This is a genomic window from Phaeobacter porticola, from assembly GCF_001888185.1.
Taxonomy (GTDB): Bacteria; Pseudomonadota; Alphaproteobacteria; order Rhodobacterales; family Rhodobacteraceae; genus Phaeobacter; species Phaeobacter porticola.
Genome location: NZ_CP016364.1, coordinates 1 through 20,180, shown reverse-complemented (window position 1 = coordinate 20,180; position 20,180 = coordinate 1). Strand labels below are relative to the sequence as shown.

11 protein-coding genes, 3 tRNA genes and 3 rRNA genes are annotated in these 20,180 nt (G+C 54.8%); 1 reads left to right on the top strand and 16 read right to left on the bottom strand.

Annotation, left to right across the window (positions count from 1 at the left end):
- Positions 1-233: 233 nt before the first annotated feature.
- The 12 genes from PhaeoP97_RS20580 to PhaeoP97_RS00030 all read right to left on the bottom strand — a co-directional run bounded on the left by PhaeoP97_RS20580 (position 234) and on the right by PhaeoP97_RS00030 (position 14,805).
- Positions 234-860, bottom strand: coding sequence for a thermonuclease family protein (locus PhaeoP97_RS20580; protein ID WP_237028961.1), 627 nt, complete (start codon positions 858-860; stop codon positions 234-236).
- Between the two features lie 569 nt (positions 861-1,429).
- Positions 1,430-1,506: transfer RNA gene (locus tag PhaeoP97_RS00080), tRNA-Met, on the bottom strand.
- 179 nt (positions 1,507-1,685) lie between these two features.
- A 5S ribosomal RNA gene (gene rrf / locus PhaeoP97_RS00075) occupies positions 1,686-1,800 on the bottom strand.
- 114 nt (positions 1,801-1,914) lie between these two features.
- Positions 1,915-4,785, bottom strand: a 23S ribosomal RNA gene (locus PhaeoP97_RS00070).
- 420 nt (positions 4,786-5,205) lie between these two features.
- Positions 5,206-5,282 (bottom strand) — tRNA-Ile (locus PhaeoP97_RS00065).
- Between the two features lie 25 nt (positions 5,283-5,307).
- Positions 5,308-5,383: transfer RNA gene (locus tag PhaeoP97_RS00060), tRNA-Ala, on the bottom strand.
- A gap of 149 nt (positions 5,384-5,532) precedes the next feature.
- Positions 5,533-6,998: ribosomal RNA gene (locus PhaeoP97_RS00055) — 16S ribosomal RNA — on the bottom strand.
- The 16S, 23S and 5S rRNA genes sit together here with 3 tRNA genes alongside, the layout of an rRNA operon.
- A gap of 1,236 nt (positions 6,999-8,234) precedes the next feature.
- Entirely contained in the window at positions 8,235-9,260 is a 1,026-nt protein-coding gene (locus tag PhaeoP97_RS00050) for a transporter substrate-binding domain-containing protein (RefSeq protein ID WP_072503331.1), read from the bottom strand.
- 11 nt (positions 9,261-9,271) lie between these two features.
- Entirely contained in the window at positions 9,272-10,351 is a 1,080-nt protein-coding gene (locus tag PhaeoP97_RS00045; protein ID WP_072506213.1) for a transporter substrate-binding domain-containing protein, read from the bottom strand.
- Positions 10,352-10,504: 153 nt separating this feature from the next.
- Positions 10,505-11,281: a hypothetical protein gene (locus PhaeoP97_RS00040; RefSeq protein ID WP_072503330.1), complete on the bottom strand. Its 777-nt coding sequence runs from the start codon at positions 11,279-11,281 to the stop codon at positions 10,505-10,507.
- A gap of 427 nt (positions 11,282-11,708) precedes the next feature.
- Positions 11,709-14,126: a DNA topoisomerase (ATP-hydrolyzing) subunit B gene (gene gyrB, locus PhaeoP97_RS00035; protein ID WP_072503329.1), complete on the bottom strand. Its 2,418-nt coding sequence runs from the start codon at positions 14,124-14,126 to the stop codon at positions 11,709-11,711.
- Between the two features lie 85 nt (positions 14,127-14,211).
- Positions 14,212-14,805, bottom strand: coding sequence for an NAD(P)H-dependent oxidoreductase (locus tag PhaeoP97_RS00030; protein WP_072503328.1), 594 nt, complete (start codon positions 14,803-14,805; stop codon positions 14,212-14,214).
- 98 nt (positions 14,806-14,903) lie between these two features.
- On the opposite strand from PhaeoP97_RS00030, the gene PhaeoP97_RS00025 reads away from it, so the two are divergent.
- On the top strand, positions 14,904-15,503 hold the full coding sequence (locus tag PhaeoP97_RS00025) for a TetR/AcrR family transcriptional regulator (RefSeq protein ID WP_072503327.1): 600 nt from the start codon (positions 14,904-14,906) through the stop codon (positions 15,501-15,503).
- A 33-nt stretch (positions 15,504-15,536) separates the two neighbouring features.
- Here PhaeoP97_RS00025 and PhaeoP97_RS00020 read toward each other — a convergent pair whose 3' ends face one another.
- The 4 genes from PhaeoP97_RS00020 to dnaA form a co-directional block, all read right to left on the bottom strand.
- On the bottom strand, positions 15,537-16,157 hold the full coding sequence (locus tag PhaeoP97_RS00020) for a LysE family translocator (protein ID WP_072503326.1): 621 nt from the start codon (positions 16,155-16,157) through the stop codon (positions 15,537-15,539).
- Positions 16,154-17,251, bottom strand: a complete 1,098-nt coding sequence (gene recF, locus PhaeoP97_RS00015; RefSeq protein ID WP_072503325.1) for a DNA replication/repair protein RecF — start codon at positions 17,249-17,251, stop codon at positions 16,154-16,156. The genes PhaeoP97_RS00020 and recF overlap by 4 nt, the downstream gene beginning before the upstream one ends.
- Before the next feature lie 63 nt (positions 17,252-17,314).
- Entirely contained in the window at positions 17,315-18,436 is a 1,122-nt protein-coding gene (gene dnaN, locus PhaeoP97_RS00010; protein WP_072503324.1) for a DNA polymerase III subunit beta, read from the bottom strand.
- Positions 18,437-18,752: 316 nt separating this feature from the next.
- Entirely contained in the window at positions 18,753-20,180 is a 1,428-nt protein-coding gene (gene dnaA / locus PhaeoP97_RS00005; protein WP_072503323.1) for a chromosomal replication initiator protein DnaA, read from the bottom strand.

Here is a 20,180-nt window from a genome sequence, read left to right as displayed (position 1 = left end):
CGAATTTCCAACGCTTCTTCGTCATCAAGTTTGACTACCTGATACGCTTATCTCCATGACTTCTTTGCTTTGATATGAGCATGTACTATTCTGGCTTCAATAGAGTAGGCCTCGATTGTTTGCATCGGCAGGACGCTATGCATCTGACGCCGCATGACCGACGGAAGTCTGGTTTGACGGGCCGCACTGCAGCAATCGGAAAGTGTTATGAATGTCGGCTCTGGGTCGGTTCTTCATTTTCCTTTGCTTTCACCATTTTTTCGCGCATCAAATTTTTCCAATACATGTACGCGGCCTTTTTGGCGAGCGTCGGCAAGCCAAAGCTTCTTGCGGATGCCAGCGACCTCAAGTTTGCTGTATTTACCACCTGAGAACTTTGGCCAGTCGATAGCGAGGCCTTGCTTAACTAGTTCCTCGGATAGGTCACGACCATCAGGCAAGAAGCACTTTGCAACTGTACGGCCATATTCGTCTTCATCAGTGATCTCCGCGCGTATACTATGGCCCTTACACAGATGCACCATGGCCCATTTCGCCTTCTTGCCGTAGGGGTGATGCAGTTCTGGTGCGTCTATCCCGTAAAGGCGTACTTGGGTTTTTTGGATCGTAATTGTATCACCGTCTGTAACGTAAGCTCGCCCTTCCAGTACGCGCGGCAGCGTAACTGAGTGAGAGGTCGTTGCATCGAACGCATCGTCCCTTTCCGGCGCACGAGCCTCCGGCGTTTTTGGTTGCACAGAAGCAGCAGCGATGCTGCGGCCTGCCTTATAGGCAAGCGTTTCTCTAACCGGTTTCGTGTGTGGCTTAGATCGAGGCCGATAGCTCGGCCTAAAAAACGATCTAAAAAGAAATCTGAACATCTCTAAATTGTATGAAGTAGCACCACTGAAAGCAAACCGATTACAGGAGAGAGCAGGGACACTTCGACCCGCTTTGTCAGCACCTGCCCTGTTTGCCCTTCTGCGCCTTTATATGAGTAAGAGCGTCGCACGGAGCGCCCTTCCAGGCGTTGCCTTTCGGTTACGGTGCCAAACGTGTCCCTGTTTGCTTCCGTGGTGCTTGCATCGCCGGGCTCATTGTAGCCGCAGCACCGTTCTTACGGGTGGATTTGACGGGCTTGCGGAACATACGTTTGCTCATTTTAGGCACCTGCGAAAGCTGAAACCACTGGTACAATAAAACTAACCCATTCATCCTGTATTGCGTGAGAGTACCTAAGCCGAAGCTTTGCACACGCAGCGAACGGAAGGTTCGGTGGGCCGCGCCGCAGCATATTGCATACGTGCTGAAGATCCGGTTTGGGCCGTTACCTTTCGGTCACAGCTCCAAACGTCTCCCCATTTGCTTCCAGAGTGCTTCCAGTGCGTTTGGCACAACGCGAACAACCCCGCCGAAGCGAGGCCAAGCATCTGTTATTTCTGTGTAGATTTGGTTGCGGGAGTAGGATTTGAACCTACGACCTTCAGGTTATGAGCCTGACGAGCTACCGGGCTGCTCCATCCCGCGACAGTTTGTTTGGGCTATTGCTTACGCTATTTGAGCCCATTTGTTTGTCCTATCGCCGATCGTTGCGGTTGAGGACTATTGCAGTATTGCGGGTAGCACTACTGCGTTTCCCCTTCAGGGTTATTTGGTCTGAAGGGTATTCTTTAGTAGTATCGTTTTAGAGTTATGGATTTTACTAGGTTTGGCGGTGACCTACTCTCCCACGCCTTAAGACGCAGTACCATCGGCGCAACAGTGCTTAACTTCCGGGTTCGGGATGGGACCGGGTGTTTCACTTGCGCTATGACCACCAAACCGAGAAAAATCCATTTTTCGACGATCTATTATGAGATCGTCGAGATACAATCGACATGAAGTCCAAGTTTTGTGTTTTGCTTTTGGTTCTTGTGTCACTGTCTGTTACTGGAACAGATCAAGCCTATCGGGCGATTAGTACCGGTCAACTGAATGCATTGCTGCACTTACATCTCCGGCCTATTGACGAGGTGGTCTACCTCGGCCCTCAGGGATACCTTGTTTTGAGGGGGGCTTCCCGCTTAGATGCCTTCAGCGGTTATCCTGTCCGATCATAGCTACCCAGCACTGCTATTGGCATAACAACTGGTCCACCAGTGGATCGTTCACCCCGGTCCTCTCGTACTAGGGGCAACTCCTCTCAAGTATCCTACACCCACGGCAGATAGGGACCGAACTGTCTCACGACGTTCTAAACCCAGCTCACGTACCTCTTTAAACGGCGAACAGCCGTACCCTTGGGACCTGCTCCAGCCCCAGGATGAGATGAGCCGACATCGAGGTGCCAAACACTGCCGTCGATATGGACTCTTGGGCAGTATCAGCCTGTTATCCCCGGCGTACCTTTTATCCGTTGAGCGATGGCCCTCCCACTTGGGACCACCGGATCACTATGGCCGACTTTCGTCTCTGCTCGACTTGTCAGTCTCGCAGTCAGGCTGGCTTCTGCCATTGCACTCAACGAGCGATTTCCGACCGCTCTGAGCCAACCTTCGCGCGCCTCCGTTACGCTTTAGGAGGCGACCGCCCCAGTCAAACTACCCGCCACGCAGGGTCCCGGATCCGGATAACGGACCGCGGTTAGATATCAAGAGTGCGAAGGGTGGTATCTCAAGGGAGGCTCCACCGGAACTAGCGTTCCGATATCGATGCCTACCACCTATCCTGCACGTCACAATCCTGATACCAGTGCGAAGCTGTAGTAAAGGTGCACGGGGTCTTTCCGTCTAACCGCGGGAAGCCTGCATCTTGACAGGCAATTCAATTTCGCTGAGTCGATGTTGGAGACAGCGGGGAAGTCGTTACGCCATTCGTGCAGGTCGGAACTTACCCGACAAGGAATTTCGCTACCTTAGGACCGTTATAGTTACGGCCGCCGTTTACCTGGGCTTCAATTCGGAGCTCTCACCCCTCCTTTTAACCTTCAGGCACCGGGCAGGCGTCAGACCCTATACGTCGTCTTGCGACTTCGCAGAGCCCTGTGTTTTTAATAAACAGTCGCCACCCCCTGGTTTGTGCCCCCAGCTCCAAGTTGCCTTGGAACTGGGCCTCCTTCTCGCGAACTTACGGAGGTATTTTGCCGAGTTCCTTCAACATCGTTCTCTCAAGCGCCTTGGTATTCTCTACCAGTCCACCTGTGTCGGTTTAGGGTACGGTCTCATGGAGGGCTATTTCCAGGAACTGATCAGCAGCCCATTCAATCCGATAAGGATGAACTACCTTCACAATCCGTCACATCCTCCTGGCCTAGGAATATTAACCTAGTTCCCATCGTCTACGCATTTCTGCCTCGACTTAGGGGCCGGCTTACCCTGCTCAGATTAGCTTTAAGCAGGAACCCTTGGACTTTCGGCGAGAGTGTCTCTCACACTCTTTGTCGCTACTCATGTCATCATTCTCGCTAGTGATCTCTCCACGGGATCGCTCACGCGCCCGCTTCATCGAAAGCCTCGCGTCTCCAATGTGCCCGAGGACACTAAGGAGACATGAGACTATGTCACACTACGCTCTGCTACCATGCACTATGTGCATCCTAAGCTTCGGCTCATGGCTTGAGCCCCGTTACATCTTCGCCGCAGGACGTCTTAATTAGACCAGTGAGCTGTTACGCTATCTTTAAAGGATGGCTGCTTCTAAGCCAACCTCCTGGTTGTTTTGGACATCCCACCTGCTTTCCCACTTAGCCATGAATTAGGGGCCTTAGCTGTAGGTCAGGGTTGTTTCCCTCTCCACTACGGACGTTAGCATCCGCAGTGTGTCTGCCATCTAGTACTCCCGGGTATTCGGAGTTTGGTTAGGATCAGTAAGCCTGTGGGGCCCCATTACCCATCCAGTGCTCTACCCCCCGGGGTATTCGGATGACGCTCTACCTAAATAGATTTCGCAGAGAACCAGCTATCTCCGAGTTTGATTGGCCTTTCACCCCTAGGCACAGCTCATCCCGATCTTTTTCAACAGATGTGGGTTCGGTCCTCCAGTGCATGTTACTGCACCTTCAACCTGGCCATGCCTAGATCACTCGGTTTCGGGTCTGATCCCACAAACTCATTCGCCCTATTAAGACTCGCTTTCGCTGCGCCTACACCTAACGGCTTAAGCTTGCTTGTGAGACCAAGTCGATGACCCATTATACAAAAGGTACGCTGTCAGCCCTCAAGGGGCCTCCAACTGATTGTAGGCGTTCGGTTTCAGGTACTGTTTCACTCCCCTCGTCGGGGTGCTTTTCACCTTTCCCTCACGGTACTGGTTCGCTATCGGTCAGTAAGGAGTACTTAGCCTTCGAAGGTGGTCCTCCGATCTTCAGACAGGATTTCACGTGTCCCGCCCTACTTAATACGTCCTATCATGCTTCATATACGGGGCTATCACCCACTATGGCTGTGCTTCCCAACACATTCTATTCACACTCAAGGCTCGGCTGGTCCCCGTTCGCTCGCCGCTACTAGGGGAGTATCATATTGATTTCCTTTCCTCCGGGTACTTAGATGTTTCAGTTCCCCGGGTTTGCTCTTAAAACCCTATGTATTCAGGTCTTAAGTACCTGATTAAGCTCATTATTGATGTCCTACCGCTTCGCTACTTGAGGACAGGCCTCTCATAGCAAACTGCAGAGTCACAATAACAAACTGTCAGGTGGGTTCCCCCATTCGGAAATTCATGGATCAAAGCTTATTCTCAGCTCCCCATGACTTATCGCAGAGTATCACGTCCTTCATCGCCTCTTACTGCCAAGGCATCCACCAAACGCCCTTCTCGCGCTTGATCTGGTCCAGAAAAAGACAGTGACCTGCCACGCCGCAGAAGCTGGTAAGAAACTACGGCTTTATTCTGAACCAAAAGCATTACTTTCCCGCTCACTTCATAAGAAGTGAACAATGGCTCATAAACCTTGCGGAATATGAACCGGGTTAGTGTACTTGACTTGGACAACACTGTGGTTTCAATCCGGCAGACCTTCGCGCGCCCGAGGAAAAGGGCGGAATGCAAAGGCTCGCATCAGACCACCGAAGCAGTCATCAGCACCAAACTGAGGTCGATCCCTTACGCGGGTGACCAACAGTGTTGTTGATTGTATCTCTCTAAACGATGTCAATGTGATCAACCTTCCCGAAGGAACATCGATCCGGTCCGATTGGACGGTTAAACATCACAGGATGCTTAACGATCAAATCGTATACTGAAGAATGGTGGGTCGAGGAGGACTTGAACCTCCGACCTCACGCTTATCAGGCGTGCGCTCTAACCACCTGAGCTACCGACCCATTCTATGTAGGGCCTTCGCATGAGTGGTGGAGCCTAGGAGGATCGAACTCCTGACCTCCTGAATGCAAATCAGGCGCTCTCCCAGCTGAGCTAAGGCCCCTTGCTGATCCTGCCAAAGGGCAAAATCATGACAGTTCTGAAGAGATATGAGGACGGCCTGGTCCGGATGTGATCAGTTTTGATTACTGATCTTATGCTAAGTGTATCACGAGACAGAGCAAGCTCTGATCTAGCTAGATACATCCTTAGAAAGGAGGTGATCCAGCCGCAGGTTCCCCTACGGCTACCTTGTTACGACTTCACCCCAGTCGCTGAGCTCACCGTGGTCCGCTGCCCCCTCCGAAAAGGTTGGCGCACGGCCTTCGGGTAAACCCAACTCCCATGGTGTGACGGGCGGTGTGTACAAGGCCCGGGAACGTATTCACCGCGTCATGCTGTTACGCGATTACTAGCGATTCCGACTTCATGGGGTCGAGTTGCAGACCCCAATCCGAACTGAGACAGTTTTTTGGGATTAACCCATTGTCACTGCCATTGTAGCACGTGTGTAGCCCAACCCGTAAGGGCCATGAGGACTTGACGTCATCCACACCTTCCTCCCGCTTATCACGGGCAGTTTCCCTAGAGTGCCCAGCCGAACTGCTGGCAACTAAGGATGTGGGTTGCGCTCGTTGCCGGACTTAACCGAACATCTCACGACACGAGCTGACGACAGCCATGCAGCACCTGTCACTAGGTCACCGAAGTGAAAGCCAAATCTCTCTGGCGGTCCTAGGATGTCAAGGGTTGGTAAGGTTCTGCGCGTTGCTTCGAATTAAACCACATGCTCCACCGCTTGTGCGGGCCCCCGTCAATTCCTTTGAGTTTTAATCTTGCGACCGTACTCCCCAGGCGGAATGCTTAATCCGTTAGGTGTGTCACCGACAAGCATGCTTGCCGACGACTGGCATTCATCGTTTACGGTGTGGACTACCAGGGTATCTAATCCTGTTTGCTCCCCACACTTTCGCACCTCAGCGTCAGTATCGAGCCAGTGAGCCGCCTTCGCCACTGGTGTTCCTCCGAATATCTACGAATTTCACCTCTACACTCGGAATTCCACTCACCTCTCTCGAACTCAAGACCAGGAGTTTACAAGGCAGTTCCAGGGTTGAGCCCTGGGATTTCACCCTATACTTTCTGATCCGCCTACGTGCGCTTTACGCCCAGTAATTCCGAACAACGCTAACCCCCTCCGTATTACCGCGGCTGCTGGCACGGAGTTAGCCGGGGTTTCTTTACCAGATACTGTCATTATCATCTCTGGCGAAAGAGCTTTACGACCCTAAGGCCTTCATCACTCACGCGGCATGGCTGGATCAGGCTTGCGCCCATTGTCCAAGATTCCCCACTGCTGCCTCCCGTAGGAGTCTGGGCCGTGTCTCAGTCCCAGTGTTGCTGATCATCCTCTAAAACCAGCTATAGATCGTAGACTTGGTAGGCCGTTACCCCACCAACTATCTAATCTAACGCGGGCCGATCCTTCTCCGATAAATCTTTCCCCCGAAGGGCGTATAAGGTATTACTCACCGTTTCCAGTGGCTATTCCTTAGAGAAGGGCACGTTCCCACGCGTTACTAACCCGTCCGCCGCTCACTCCGAAGAGTGCGCTCGACTTGCATGTGTTAGGCCTGCCGCCAGCGTTCGTTCTGAGCCAGGATCAAACTCTCAAGTTGAAACGCACTTACATGCGTATCCTTGACGTTCGAACCTCTGCACATCTTTGAATGTCCTACCGCTAACGCTACTTGAGGACGGGCCTCAAACAGCACGGCTTCGAACCCGGCTAGGAACTCGAAACGAACATCCAACATTCTCTGTTTCTCGTGCTTCAGTACCAAAGGTACAGAAAGCCGACAAACAGTGAAGCTGACACTTTATTATCGCGCAACCACATCGCTACTAGAGCGAAAGGCCTTGCTAAAAGCGTTGATATGAAGAGGTTGATCCATCGAATGAACCAAACCGCCCACATATCTCTTCAGATTTCATCAATGTCAAAGAGCATACACCAAGAGACAATAACCAACAGATGCGCCACTCTCATGACGCGCCCGCCAACCAAATCTCCAAAATGTCCACCGTCTCTCCGATGTGTCCGACCGTCTCTCCAGCCCGTCCCAGCGTCTCTCCGCCGCGTTTCCCGTCCAATCCAGCGTCGCCGCCGTCCCGTCCAGTGTGTCCCCGTAGCGCCTCAGCGCCGCCGGTGAAGGGGGTTCTAAGGCGAGTTACACAAAGCCGCAATACCAAAATGATGGAAAAGCGAAGTTTTCGAAAACAAAAACATGAAACACAACAAATACAGATACTTACACGACAACAAAGTCAACAAAACTGACCCGTATTCCACCCAAACCCCGGACAATCCCCCCAACAACCCAACCAGAAAACCACTTACCCACAGGCAACCCTGACATATCCACAACCCAACACCCCAAATCATCACCGAACACCCCAGGAATCACACCAAAAAAACCAACACACCCCACTTGCCTCACCAACAAGTCAGACCAAAAACAGAAAAGACTGGAAATGCGCCAGGGGTGACAACCTGAGAAGCGCGCATTTAAGTGGCCAGATGATTGCAATCAGCACTACAGGCGATCATGCCAAGGCGGCCACACCAGGATCAATAGAAGACAGCAGTATCAACTGAACGCCTGCTTCAAGGGCTATTGGCAGAGATCTTAGAACGCCAGCCAGATTCATGTGGAAAAGAGCGGCACAGTCAAAGCGGCATAGATCAGCAGAGGCGACATGCACGACCGACCGGGCGCGGCTCTCTCTATATATGCGCACGCCGCGCCCTTGAGGGGCGCGGCGCTTGGCCCAACGGAATTGGGAACTATTCCCAATTTGGGCGGGAGGCCTCTGCCAATCAGCGCGGCATACCCTCTGGCGGCGAGTCCAGATTACTGCAGTTGTGCCCAGAACAGTTCCAGGTGCCGGGACACAATGTCCTGAAAACGACCGTCCGCTTTAAGTGCCTTTAGCCCCGCATTGACCCGGTACAGATGAGCGGTCCCGCGCCAGTGCCGCTTTGAGATCACCACATGCAACCCCTCTTCGGACAGAGGGCGCTCCAATGGGACCACCTGATCACGCAGACCTTCGGCAATCAGCGTATTGGCACCAAGGAACAGGTTCAGCGACACAGCGTCGACGTCGCGCGCCATCAGCTTGCGAAAACAAGCCCCCGGATCCGTTGCGCGCACCAATGTGACCTTGCCCTCGCTTAACCATTTGCGATCACTACGGTCGAGATCATGGGTATAATACCCCTCCGGGCGGCAAAGCGTCTTGCCCAGCATGTCGGCATCGCTGTCATAGGAAAAGGTCGTATCGGCCCGTACGAAAACCATGATCGGGATCGTCATCAGCGGTTCTGAGAAGTGAAAATTCACGCAACGCTCATCGGCTGGAGTGGCGGCGCAATCAGGCTTCAGCCAGGGAAACCCCATGTCGAACTGTTTTTCATCCAGCATTGGGAACAGATGCTTGGACCAATCCTGCTCCCATGTAATGGAATAAGACACTGGCGCCGGGGTCAGCTCCAACGCTGCGTTGACCAATTCGGTGACCATGCCCTGGCCTGGCAATGCCTGATCGGTAAATGGTGCAAAGCCGCCACCGGTCAGCAACTTCATCTCTGCGTCATCCTTGCGCAGAGGCGTGGCATCCGGAGCGGAGGCCTCCTGCGCGCAAGGAATATGCAGAGTTTTGCCCGGAATGACGCTGGGCCCCTCCAGCACATGCTGGTTACTATAGTAGATCAGCGTCCAGCGGCTGCGGTCATTATAATGGGCCTCGGCAATCGAAAAGAGTGTGTCGCCGGGCTGCACCCGGTAATCGACATTGCAAATCGCCTGGGCGGCGCGGGGCACAAGCCCTACTGCCATCAGCACAGCGACCGCCAGTGTTGCGAAACGTTTAGACATCGCGCCCTCCTCTAAAAGCCAGCCCAGATCCTGGCCATATGATCCTCGATGATGGCCTGATACTGACCATTGCCGCGGATATTGCGCAGACCGGTGTTGATCATGGTGAGCATCTCATCGGCCTGTGGGTGAGTTTTATGCACCACGACATGGATGCCCAGAACAGAGAGCGGCAGCGGCAGCACTTCGAACTGTTCAAGCAGGCCGTTTTCCTTCATCACGCTGCGGCCCGTAAACTCGTTGATTGCCACAGCATCCGCCTCACCTTTGGCGACCATTTCAAAACAATCGGCCACTTTGTGGGGCTGCTTCAGCGTAATCTTTTTATCTTCCAACCAGCGGCGACCATAGCCATCAAGGTCAAAGGTCAGGTAGCCTGAAGGGCGGCACAATGTCTTCCCTTCGATATCGGCGTCAGTTTCAAAGATGAATGGCCGCGATGTATCCACAAAGAGCAGCATCAGCGTTTCAAACATCGGATCCGAGAACAGGAAATTCACGCAGCGATAGCTCTCCGGCATGGTGTCACAGTCCGGGCGATACCAAGGAAAACCAAGATCAAGGAGTGCGTTGGATAACAGCGGATCAAAGTGAGACGCCCAGTCATCTACCCAGTGGAGCGCAAAGCCTTGCGCCGGGGCGGCATTGGTCATCGCCGCACTTACGACATCAGTAATCAGACCGCCATTATGCGCCGCTTTAGAGGTAAAAGGCGCGTAGTCATCTCCGGTCAACAGGTTGATCTTGCTACGCACGGCAGCGGTGCCGGGCTGCACCTTGATAGGCGCGGCAGCGACCGGTTGGATATCCGCCACAGCTTTGCCGCCCGGCAATCCCGTGGGAAGGCCATTGAGGCAAGCCATTGTCAGCTCCATGCCGACACGGATCGCGTCAGGGCGGGGGCCAATCGCGTCGATGTTGCGGCTGTGGATCGCACTCCACATACCGACATCCTTATAGAGGCGGTCCGCAATCAGCGACAGACTGTCGCCGGTGCGGACCTTGTAGGTGCCGCCACAAGTTTCGGCCGCAACAGGTGCAGCCATCAGGCCTGTGACGCAGATCAGCGCCGCAATCAGGTGTTTTTTCATCGGTCCCCCCTTCGGGTCATATCGGGCGTTCATCCCCTGGCTGGGCGACACCTCATTTTTCGTAAACAGTTTATTGGTGATTTTGCTCAGCAAAAGCCGCCCACCAGAGCGACCGATCTGCTGTTAGTATGTGAAGCCTTTGCAGGCGGGGGCTTACTGGCCCACAAACAATGCAAGGATGGTCGCCGTATCAACCCGGCCGTCAGCACCGATAAGTGCTGCGGGCACAGTTATCGTCTGACTGCGATAGGCATCATTCACCATCTGGTCGATGTAAGCGGGAGACTGCCCCTGCCCGACTGCACGCAACACCATACTGTAAAGAGCAGTATGTGCCTGACTGGCAGAGGTTGTATCACGCGTCACTGCGGCAGGTTTGGACGCATCACTGCCACGCCGAAGGGCCGCAAGCGTGCCGGCCGTCATCTGTGCAACAAGGGCGTCTTCGGCGCTCAGGGGGGCTGCTGTCTCGACAGCCGCCGTCATTAGAACGTCAGCTGCGGCGCGTTCGGTCGGCGTCGCACTGGGATCCAGTCCCGCTAAGGCCTGCGGTGTCAGCAGCTGAGCAACCCGCGGCCTGTCCGTAGGTGCCTCAGCCACATCGCTACCCCCGAACTGAAGCACGGCCAGACCAGCGGCCAGCAACGCAAGAACCGCAGCTGCGGCCCCAAGTTTGATGATCGGCGACATTCCACTGGCAGTATTCAAAGCATTGGATCTGGCCGTTGATTGCTCCGATCCTCCGGATACGTTCGCCGCAGATGCGATGTTCAACGCCGCCCGTCGCTTTCTTGCATGAGGTGTGTCAAGCCTACTGTTGTCAGAGGTGATTACACCGTCAATTCGAACCGGGCTCGCCGACTGCGGGTTGCGATCACCGCCAGTGACAGGTTCCGCGTCGGAAATCCTGTCCTTCTTTGCACTCAACATTGCCCCAATTACCCCTGGTTGCACGGTAAACGCGTTCACGCCACGTTTTGTTAATCGATTCTTAACCTTCCACTGATTCTACGTCAACATTCTGCGCCAGAATGATAAACTGCCACAGGATGTGCACCCACCCCAATGCGCGCGCCCCCGCACGGTAATTTTTCATCCTCCCATGGTTTGGCCGCGCACAGCAACGGTCGCATGGCTGCTTGATCGCATGGTGTCAGAATGCAGTAGATGCTGCCGTGCCAGCAGAAGATACCGTTCAACCACGGGCAGGGTTGCGCATTCTGCCACATGCAAAAATGCTCCACCATTCACAGGCGGAGCATTTTAAACAGGTCATGCGCCAGAAATGCTGCCATGCCCTTGTTGCAGAACCACACAAATACCGTGAAACGCTTGGTCATTGGCATTCTACATTGGGTCAGAAATCCAAGTTCTCGACACTCAACGCGTTTTTCTGGATGAATTCGCGGCGAGGTTCCACCACATCCCCCATCAGTTTGGTAAAGAGATCATCCGCCTCGACCATGTCCTCGACACGGACCTGAAGCAGCGTGCGCGCATCGGGGTCCAATGTGGTTTCCCACAGCTGACCCGGATTCATCTCTCCCAGACCTTTGTAGCGTTGCAGCGACAAGCCTTTTTCGCCCTCATCAAGAATCGCCCTCAACAAGCCAAGCGGACCGTGAATCATTTGAGTTCGATCCCGACGTACAAGCGTCGCCGTGGTCCCATACGTCTCTTTCAAGCTCTTGGTAAAGCTGCCGGTTTTCCGCGCCTCACCGGATCTCAGCATTGGACCATCAAGAGTGCGTAACTCCTCGACACCGCGCAGGATGCGCGACAGGCGGATACCGTGGTCCTGTGTAATACGACCGTTCCAACCGCGCTCATACTCCAACGCGATCAGGTCAAGACGCTGAGCCACCATATCGGCAACACCCTGTAGATCGGAATCCACAGCGCCGGGTACAAAGGCACCTGCGACGGCGGCCTGTTCCAAAATATGGCGCGGGTAATGGGTAGGGAAGGCATCCAGTACACGCTTCAACTGGCGCGCCTCGTCCACAACGCGGGCCAGATCCTGCCCCACCAGTTCTTCGCCAGATCCCAGTTTCAAAACCGCGCCATCAACGCCTTGATTGATCAGATACTCATCCAACGCCGCCTGATCCTTGAGGTAGACCTCAGATTTTCCGCGTGCGACCTTATAAAGAGGTGGCTGAGCAATATAGAGGTAACCGCCTTCGATCAGCTCTGGCATCTGGCGGTAGAAGAAGGTGAGCAAAAGCGTACGAATATGAGCACCGTCGACGTCAGCGTCAGTCATAATGACGATCTTGTGGTACCGTAGCTTATCAATATTGAATTCATCACGCCCGATACCTGTGCCGAGCGCCATCACCAGATTGCCGATTTCCTGACTGCCCAGCATCCGGTCAAACCGTGCGCGCTCAACATTCAGGATTTTACCACGGAGCGGCAGGATCGCCTGCGTCATCCGGTCCCGCCCGGTCTGGGCGGAGCCGCCAGCAGAGTCACCCTCAACGAGGAAGACTTCGGTCTTAGACGGATCTTTCTCGGAGCAATCTTTCAGCTTACCGGCCAGATAGTTCACATCCATCGCCGTCTTGCGTCGTGTCAATTCACGCGCCTTACGGGCCGCCTCACGGGCAAGAGCCGCCTCGATGATTTTGCCGACAATCTGCTTGGCTTGGCCTGGATTTTCTTCGAACCACTCCGACAGCTTTTCGTTCACCAGGCTTTCCACCACAGGGCGTACCTCAGAGGAAACCAGCTTATCCTTGGTCTGGCTGGAGAATTTGGGATCCGGCACTTTCACTGATAGGACGCACGTCAGACCTTCGCGTGCATCATCGCCGGTGAAGGAGATCTTCTCTCGCTTGGCGATACCCGAAGATTGAGCATAGTTGTTGATGGTCCGGGTCAGCGCCCCGCGAAAGCCCGCTACATGGGTGCCACCGTCGCGCTGCGGAATATTGTTTGTAAAAGGCAGCACTGTCTCATGGTAGCTGTCATTCCACCACATCGCGACCTCGACCCCGATGTCGTCTTTGTCACCCGTGATGTAGATAGGTTCTTCCATAACCGGCGACTTCGACCGATCGAGGTATTTAACAAACTCCTTGACGCCGCCATCGTAGAACAGCTCCACCTCTAGCCGTTCTGCCGGGCGTTCATCGACCAATAGGATCCGCACACCAGAGTTCAGGAACGCCAGCTCGCGTAGACGTTTCTCCAGCGTTTCAAAGGAATATTCGAGGTTGGAAAACGTATCGGTCGACGCCATGAAGCGGACCTCTGTGCCCGTCTGATCGCCACAATCGCCGACCACTTTCAGGTGCTCTGCGGTATCACCACGCTCGAATCGTGCGACGTGCTCATGACCGTCGCGCCAGATGCGCAGCTCCAGCCAATCCGACAGTGCGTTCACGACAGAAACACCAACGCCGTGCAAACCGCCCGAAACCTTGTAGGAGTTGCTGTCGAATTTGCCGCCCGCATGCAGCTGGGTCATGATGACCTCGGCCGCTGAGACGCCTTCCTCCTCGTGGATACCCACAGGAATCCCGCGCCCGTTGTCATTGACCGAGACGCTGGAATCGGCGTGAATTTTCACCACCACACGATCAGCATGACCTGCCAGCGCTTCGTCAATGCCGTTGTCGACAACTTCATACACCATGTGGTGCAGCCCCGACCCATCGTCGGTGTCCCCAATATACATGCCAGGGCGTTTGCGAACCGCCTCCAACCCCTTGAGAACTTTGATGGAATCCGCGCCATATTCTGCGGGGGCCTGCTCGTTTCCGGACATTCACATCTTCCTGTCTTTGCTTCAGGATTTTATACGAAGTCTGGCCGGGAATGTCACGCGCAAGCCCCTTTTTTTCTTGATGGAATCAGACAGCCTTGGCCCCCAGACCAGCAGCTTTGCGCAGCCAGGATTGCACCTTTACATCCGGGGCGTCGGTAGCCGGCGCAAATGAGGAAAATCGCGTTGGTTTGATCCCTACAAATCCAAGGACCTGACCACTGATAAACCGCTTGATCGCATTCCCGTAGATCAACCGCAACCACAGCGCTGGCGTATCCGATGTCAACAAAACGCGGGCTGTCTTACCCGCCAGCATTGGTGCAGGCATGCCCATGAAATTGATGTTTCGCGTATCAAACGCACGTCCGGGCAAAAGCGCGCGATCAAAGACGCCTTTCAGTTTTGCCGGCACCGCCCCCCACCACATCGGCGTGGCCATGACAACATGATCCGACCATTCCAGATCTGACAGAAATCTAGCCAAATCTGGCTCTAGTGGTTTTGGCGCCTTATAGCCGCTTTGACCATAATCAATATCAAACTCCATTGCCGATAGATCATGGAAGCGCACCTCATGTCCCTTCGCCTCAGCGGCATCTCGGTAGGCGTCGCAAAGGGATTTGGACAGAGAGCTCGGCGCGGGATGGCCATTGAGAATGATGATTTTGCGCGTAGACATGTTGACCTCTGATCCGTAAAATGACTTCGGTCAACTTATATGAAAAATGACCGTGGTCAATATTAAATATGACCGCGGTCATATTTTGAGAGGTCATCATGTCCCGTCCACCGCAGCAACGCCGTTTGGAAACCCGCGCCCGTCTGCTGGAGGTGGCAGCCACACAAATCGCGCACGTCGGATACAGCGGCCTGCGAGTGGAGGATGTCGTGGCAGAAGCGGGTGTCGCAAAAGGCACGCTGTTTTCGCATTTTGGCGACAAGAACGGGCTGCTCGCCGTTTTGATCGGCACCCGTATCATGACGGTACTGGACACAACCGAGGATGAAACGGCCCCCGATACGCTGGAAGCCCTGATCGACCGCTTGCTGCCGATCATCAATTTTGTGGCAGAGGATCGGGTGATTTTCGATTTGTTGCTGCGTTATTCAGGTACGACAGGGACCGAGACGGATGCCGTCATTACACAAAGCTTCTTTCGTCAGATCACCTTGTGGTCACAGTGGGTTGCGCAGTTGCAGCAGACCGGCGCACTGCGCAATGACCAACCTCCGCACGTCCTGGCAGAAGGCATACAGGCATTTCTGAACCATATATTGGCACTGTCGTTCTGCGCGGCGCATGACACAGACAACAGCTTTCGGGCCGATCTGTTGCAATATCTGACCCCTTGGCTGACCCCCCAGAAGCCCAGCTAAGAGAAAGCACGCAAGACCAGATTACCCAAGGGATCAGACGAAGGGGATCAGGCAGCCGACGACGATCAACAGGCAGCCAGACACAATATTAATCCGACGTAATGTCGCCGGCGACGTGACCCGCCAGCGTACCCTGTGCACCAGCCCAGCCATGCACAGATTGCCGATCAGCGGCACCAAAAATGACAGCGCCACAATGGCAAGGATATCCAGCCAGTTCACCGCCGTCAGATCAAAGAACCCGGGCAAAACACCCATGTAGAACAGAATCGCCTTGGGGTTGCCGAGGATCACCGCGATCCCGGCAACAAACCCCGCCCAGATACCAGGTCGGGTCAATGCGCTGTTCGCCTCTATTCGGGCATCCGCATGGCGTAGCAACATAAGACCCATGATCAGAAACATGCCGCTGGCCACCCAGCACAGCACCGCCATGAGGCCCGTGATCTCCGAGACGATCCAAGACATCCCCGCGACCGCAATCACCGGCCAGAGAATATCCCCACAAGCGACCCCAAACGCCAGCGGCCAAGCAGCGTTGAACCCGCCGGACATCGCCCGCGCCATAACCGCCAACCAGACCGGACCGGGGGTCAAGAACAGCACGAACAATCCGCCTGCATACAGCGTAAGGTCCCAGATAGAAACGCTCACCCGGCCACTACCTCAGATCCGTCGACCCCCTCATGCACAGTTAGCATTTGCGCCTGCGCACCCAGCTCATCAAACAGTTCAGGTCCAGTACCGGTCATCCAAGCCTGCGCCCCAAGCGTGACAATTTCATGATATAGCGCCGCCCTGCGACTCACATCCAGATGGGCCGACACCTCATCCAGCAGCAAAATCGGAGAGGCACCACCCGCGGCAATCAGCGCGCGGGCATTGGCTAGGATCAGCGAAACCAACAACGCCTTCTGCTCACCCGTCGAACAATCACGCGCGGGCAGACCTTTTGCCGCAAAAGTGCCCAGCAGATCGGTACGGTGCGGCCCAAGCAGAGTTCGCCCCGCCACCAGATCCCGAAACCGCCCCTCGGCCAACGCTTCGCGCAGATCATCGGCATTATCCGGCAATCCGCCATCCGATTGAATCAACTCCAACTCTGCAGTTGGAAAAGCGGTCTCAGCCTCAGCCTGCGCCAGTTGCAATCGATCAACGGCAGCTGTGCGGGCGGCATGTATGCGATGACCCGCATCGGCCATCTGCGTCTCCAGAACCTTGTACCACCCCGCATCACGAACCTGGTCCTTCAATAGGCGATTACGTTCTCGCATGGCTTTTTCATAGGCAAGACTGGCCTCGGCATGGCCCGGATCAAAGCTGAGCACGATACGGTCCAGAAATCGTCGTCGCCCCTCTGCGGCCTCAATCCACAGCCTATCCATCGCCGGGATCAGCCAGACTACACGACAGATTTGCCCCAGATCAATCTGACTGGCCGCCTTATTGTCAATCCTGACCTGTCGCGCCTTACCCTCTTCGGACCATGTTTCAACCTCATAGATCTGACGGGCGGCGGTCAGTTGGCCTTTCAGCTTCCATCCCAGAGCTTCAGGGCGCCGTGCCATATCAGCTGCACTGGCCCGCCGCAGACCACGGCCCGGCGAAAACAGAGAAACCGCTTCTAGAATATTGGTTTTGCCTGCGCCATTTGCTCCGTGAATCGCCACGGGCCGACCGTCCAAATGCAAATCCGCCCGCAAATGCGAGCGGAAATGGGACAGCGTTAAATCAGTCAGCGCCAGCATGGGGCGAGATCCGGTTTCATCTTTGCTAAAATATCTCCGCCGGAGGCCGTGCCATCAGGCACGTCAGACCCGCATCGGCATCACAACGTAAACGGCGCTTTCATCGCTGCCTTCGCGCATCAGGGTTGGATCACCAGAGGAGTTGAACATGAATACAGCATTCTCACGATCCACTTGGTTCGCAATTTCCAGCAAATACTTAGCGTTAAAGCCGATTTCCAGCCGTTCGTCGCTATAGGCCACCGCCAGCTCTTCCTCGGCGGCACCGCTATCAGGTGCATTCACGGACAGGATCAGGCGATCTTCATCCAGCTGCAACTTGACCGCACGGGACCGCTCTGACGATACGGTGGCGACCCGGTCGACGGCACGGGCAAATTCTCCTGCATCCACTTCCAGACGACGCGTATTCCCAGCCGGAATAACACGGGTGTAATCGGGAAAGGTCCCATCGATAACTTTAGAGGTCAAAGTGAGGTTCGGCGTCGCAAAACGCACTTTGGTTTCGCTGACAGAAACCGCAATATCCATTTCATCATCGTCCAGCAGCTTGCGCAGCTCACCAACGGTTTTACGCGGCACAATTACGCCAGGCATGTCCTCTGCCCCCAACGGCAGGTTGGCATCAATCCGGGCCAGGCGATGGCCATCAGTTGCCACGCAGCGCAAGACCTTGCTGGTATCGGTCCCGGTGGACACATGCATGTAGACGCCGTTCAAATAATACCGCGTCTCTTCGGTGGAGATTGCAAATTTCGACTTGTCGAACAGCCGCCTCAGAACTGCCGCATTGGCAGAAAAGTTGGAATGATACTCGGAGGAGGCCATCACCGGGAAATCTTCACGTGGCAGCGTCGCCAACGAGAAGTTGGAGCGTCCAGCCTCAACCGTTAAACGCCCACTGGCAGCATCTGCCGTCAGGGTGACCAATGCTCCGTCAGGAAGTTTCCGAACGATTTCATGCAAAGTTGTCGCGGCAACGGTTGTCGCACCAGCACGCTCAACCTGTGCAAGGGCTTTGTCGACCACCTCAATATCCAGATCGGTGGCGCGAAACTGAACGGTGTCCCCTTCAGCCTCAATCAGCACATTTGCCAGGATCGGAATAGTGTTGCGGCGCTCGACAACCGACTGGGCCTGAGCCACAGCCTTCAACAGGGTGCCGCGTTCGATGCTGATCTTCATGTCCCTAAGTCCTCTAACGTCTGGCCGGGAGAAGCAACGTAACGCTTTACCCCTTCGGCACAAGGCTTTTTATGGATTTGTCCAAGGGATTGCCCGCAGCGTCAAGGGCGGATGCCCTCTTGCCCGATTTATCCCTCGGAAACGTGGCCCCATAGCATGACTTCCGCTGGTCCCGAACGCCTCACCCCGGCTTGGGTATCGCCGCCGCTGACGAGAGGGCAAAAGACCCCGGACTGGCCGGGGTCGTTGCGGAACTTTTGGGACGCCGCAAAACGGCGGCTATTCGGAGCTGATATACCGAAGCAGATGACTGGCGTCAGGCCTCCAGCGAGCGACGCAGCATCTCGACATCTTCGGCAATCTGGCCGTCAATTGTCTTCAGCTCTTCGATACGACGCACACCATGCATGACGGTGGTATGGTCCCGCCCGCCAAAGCGACGGCCGATTTCGGGGAGGCTGCGGCTGGTCAGCTGTTTACACAGATACATCGCCACCTGACGCGGACGCGCATAAGACCGCAGGCGTTTGGGGCCAATGATATCGGACATCCTGATATTATAGTATTCCGACACCTTACGCTGGATTTCCTCCACGGTGATCTTGCGTTCGGACGCACGCAGAACATCTGCCAAGCAATCCTGAGTCAGCTCCATGTCGATCTCACGACCCACAAGCGATGCAAAGGCAAACAGGCGTGTCAGCGCGCCCTCAAGCACCCGCACGTTGGTGGAGATACGGTGCGCAAGGAATTCCAGAACGCCATCAGTAATCCGCAGATCGGGATAGGTCATCATCTGCTGGGCAACTTTGGACTGAAGAATGCCAAGGCGCAGTTCGTAGTCAGTCGGATGCAGATCAACAACCAGACCACATTGAAGCCGCGAACGAACCCGGTCTTCAAGATCCTTGATCTCGCCCGGTGCGCGGTCAGCGGAAATGATGATCTGCTTATTCTGGTCCACCAACGCATTGAATGTGTGGAAGAATTCTTCCTGTGTTGAATCCTTCCCAGCGATGAATTGCACATCATCTACCATCAGAACGTCAACCGACCGAAAAAGGTGTTTAAAATCCATCATCTTGCGTTCGCGCAGCGCCTGAACAAAGCGGTACATAAACTGTTCCGCTGACAGATACAGCACATTGAGATCTGGATTGCGGGCCGTCAGCTCCCAAGCGATAGCGTGCATCAGGTGCGTTTTACCCAGACCGACGCCGCCATAAAGCACCAGCGGGTTAAAAGTAACCGGCCCACCGTCAGCCACACGACGTGCAGCTGCATGTGCCAATTCGTTAGGCTTGCCGACGACAAAGCTGTCAAAGGTAAACCGAGGGTCAAGCGGTGCGGCCTGCAGTGTGTCACCCAGATCCTTAGTCGGCGCGGTGCGCCCAACGGCGCGAATACGCGTCTTATCCGTCAACACCTCGTCGTCCAGACCATCCAACGGTGCGTCATCAGCGGCAGCTGTCTGTTCGGTCTGCACCGGGCGCGTACTGGAATTGGCAGCAACCCGAAAGGCCAGCCGCTGTACCGACATGCCGGACAGATTGAATTCATGCAGGATCAAATCAGCAAAGTTCTGGCTGACATAGTTTCCCATAAAATTCGTCGGCACGTTGAAGATGGCAACGCCATCATCAACCCGCGCAAACTCAAGAGGTTCGATCCAAGTTGTAAAGTTGTTTTGCCCCACGGTTTTCAACAAACGCTGTCTCAACCGGCCCCAGTTTTCTTCCGTCAT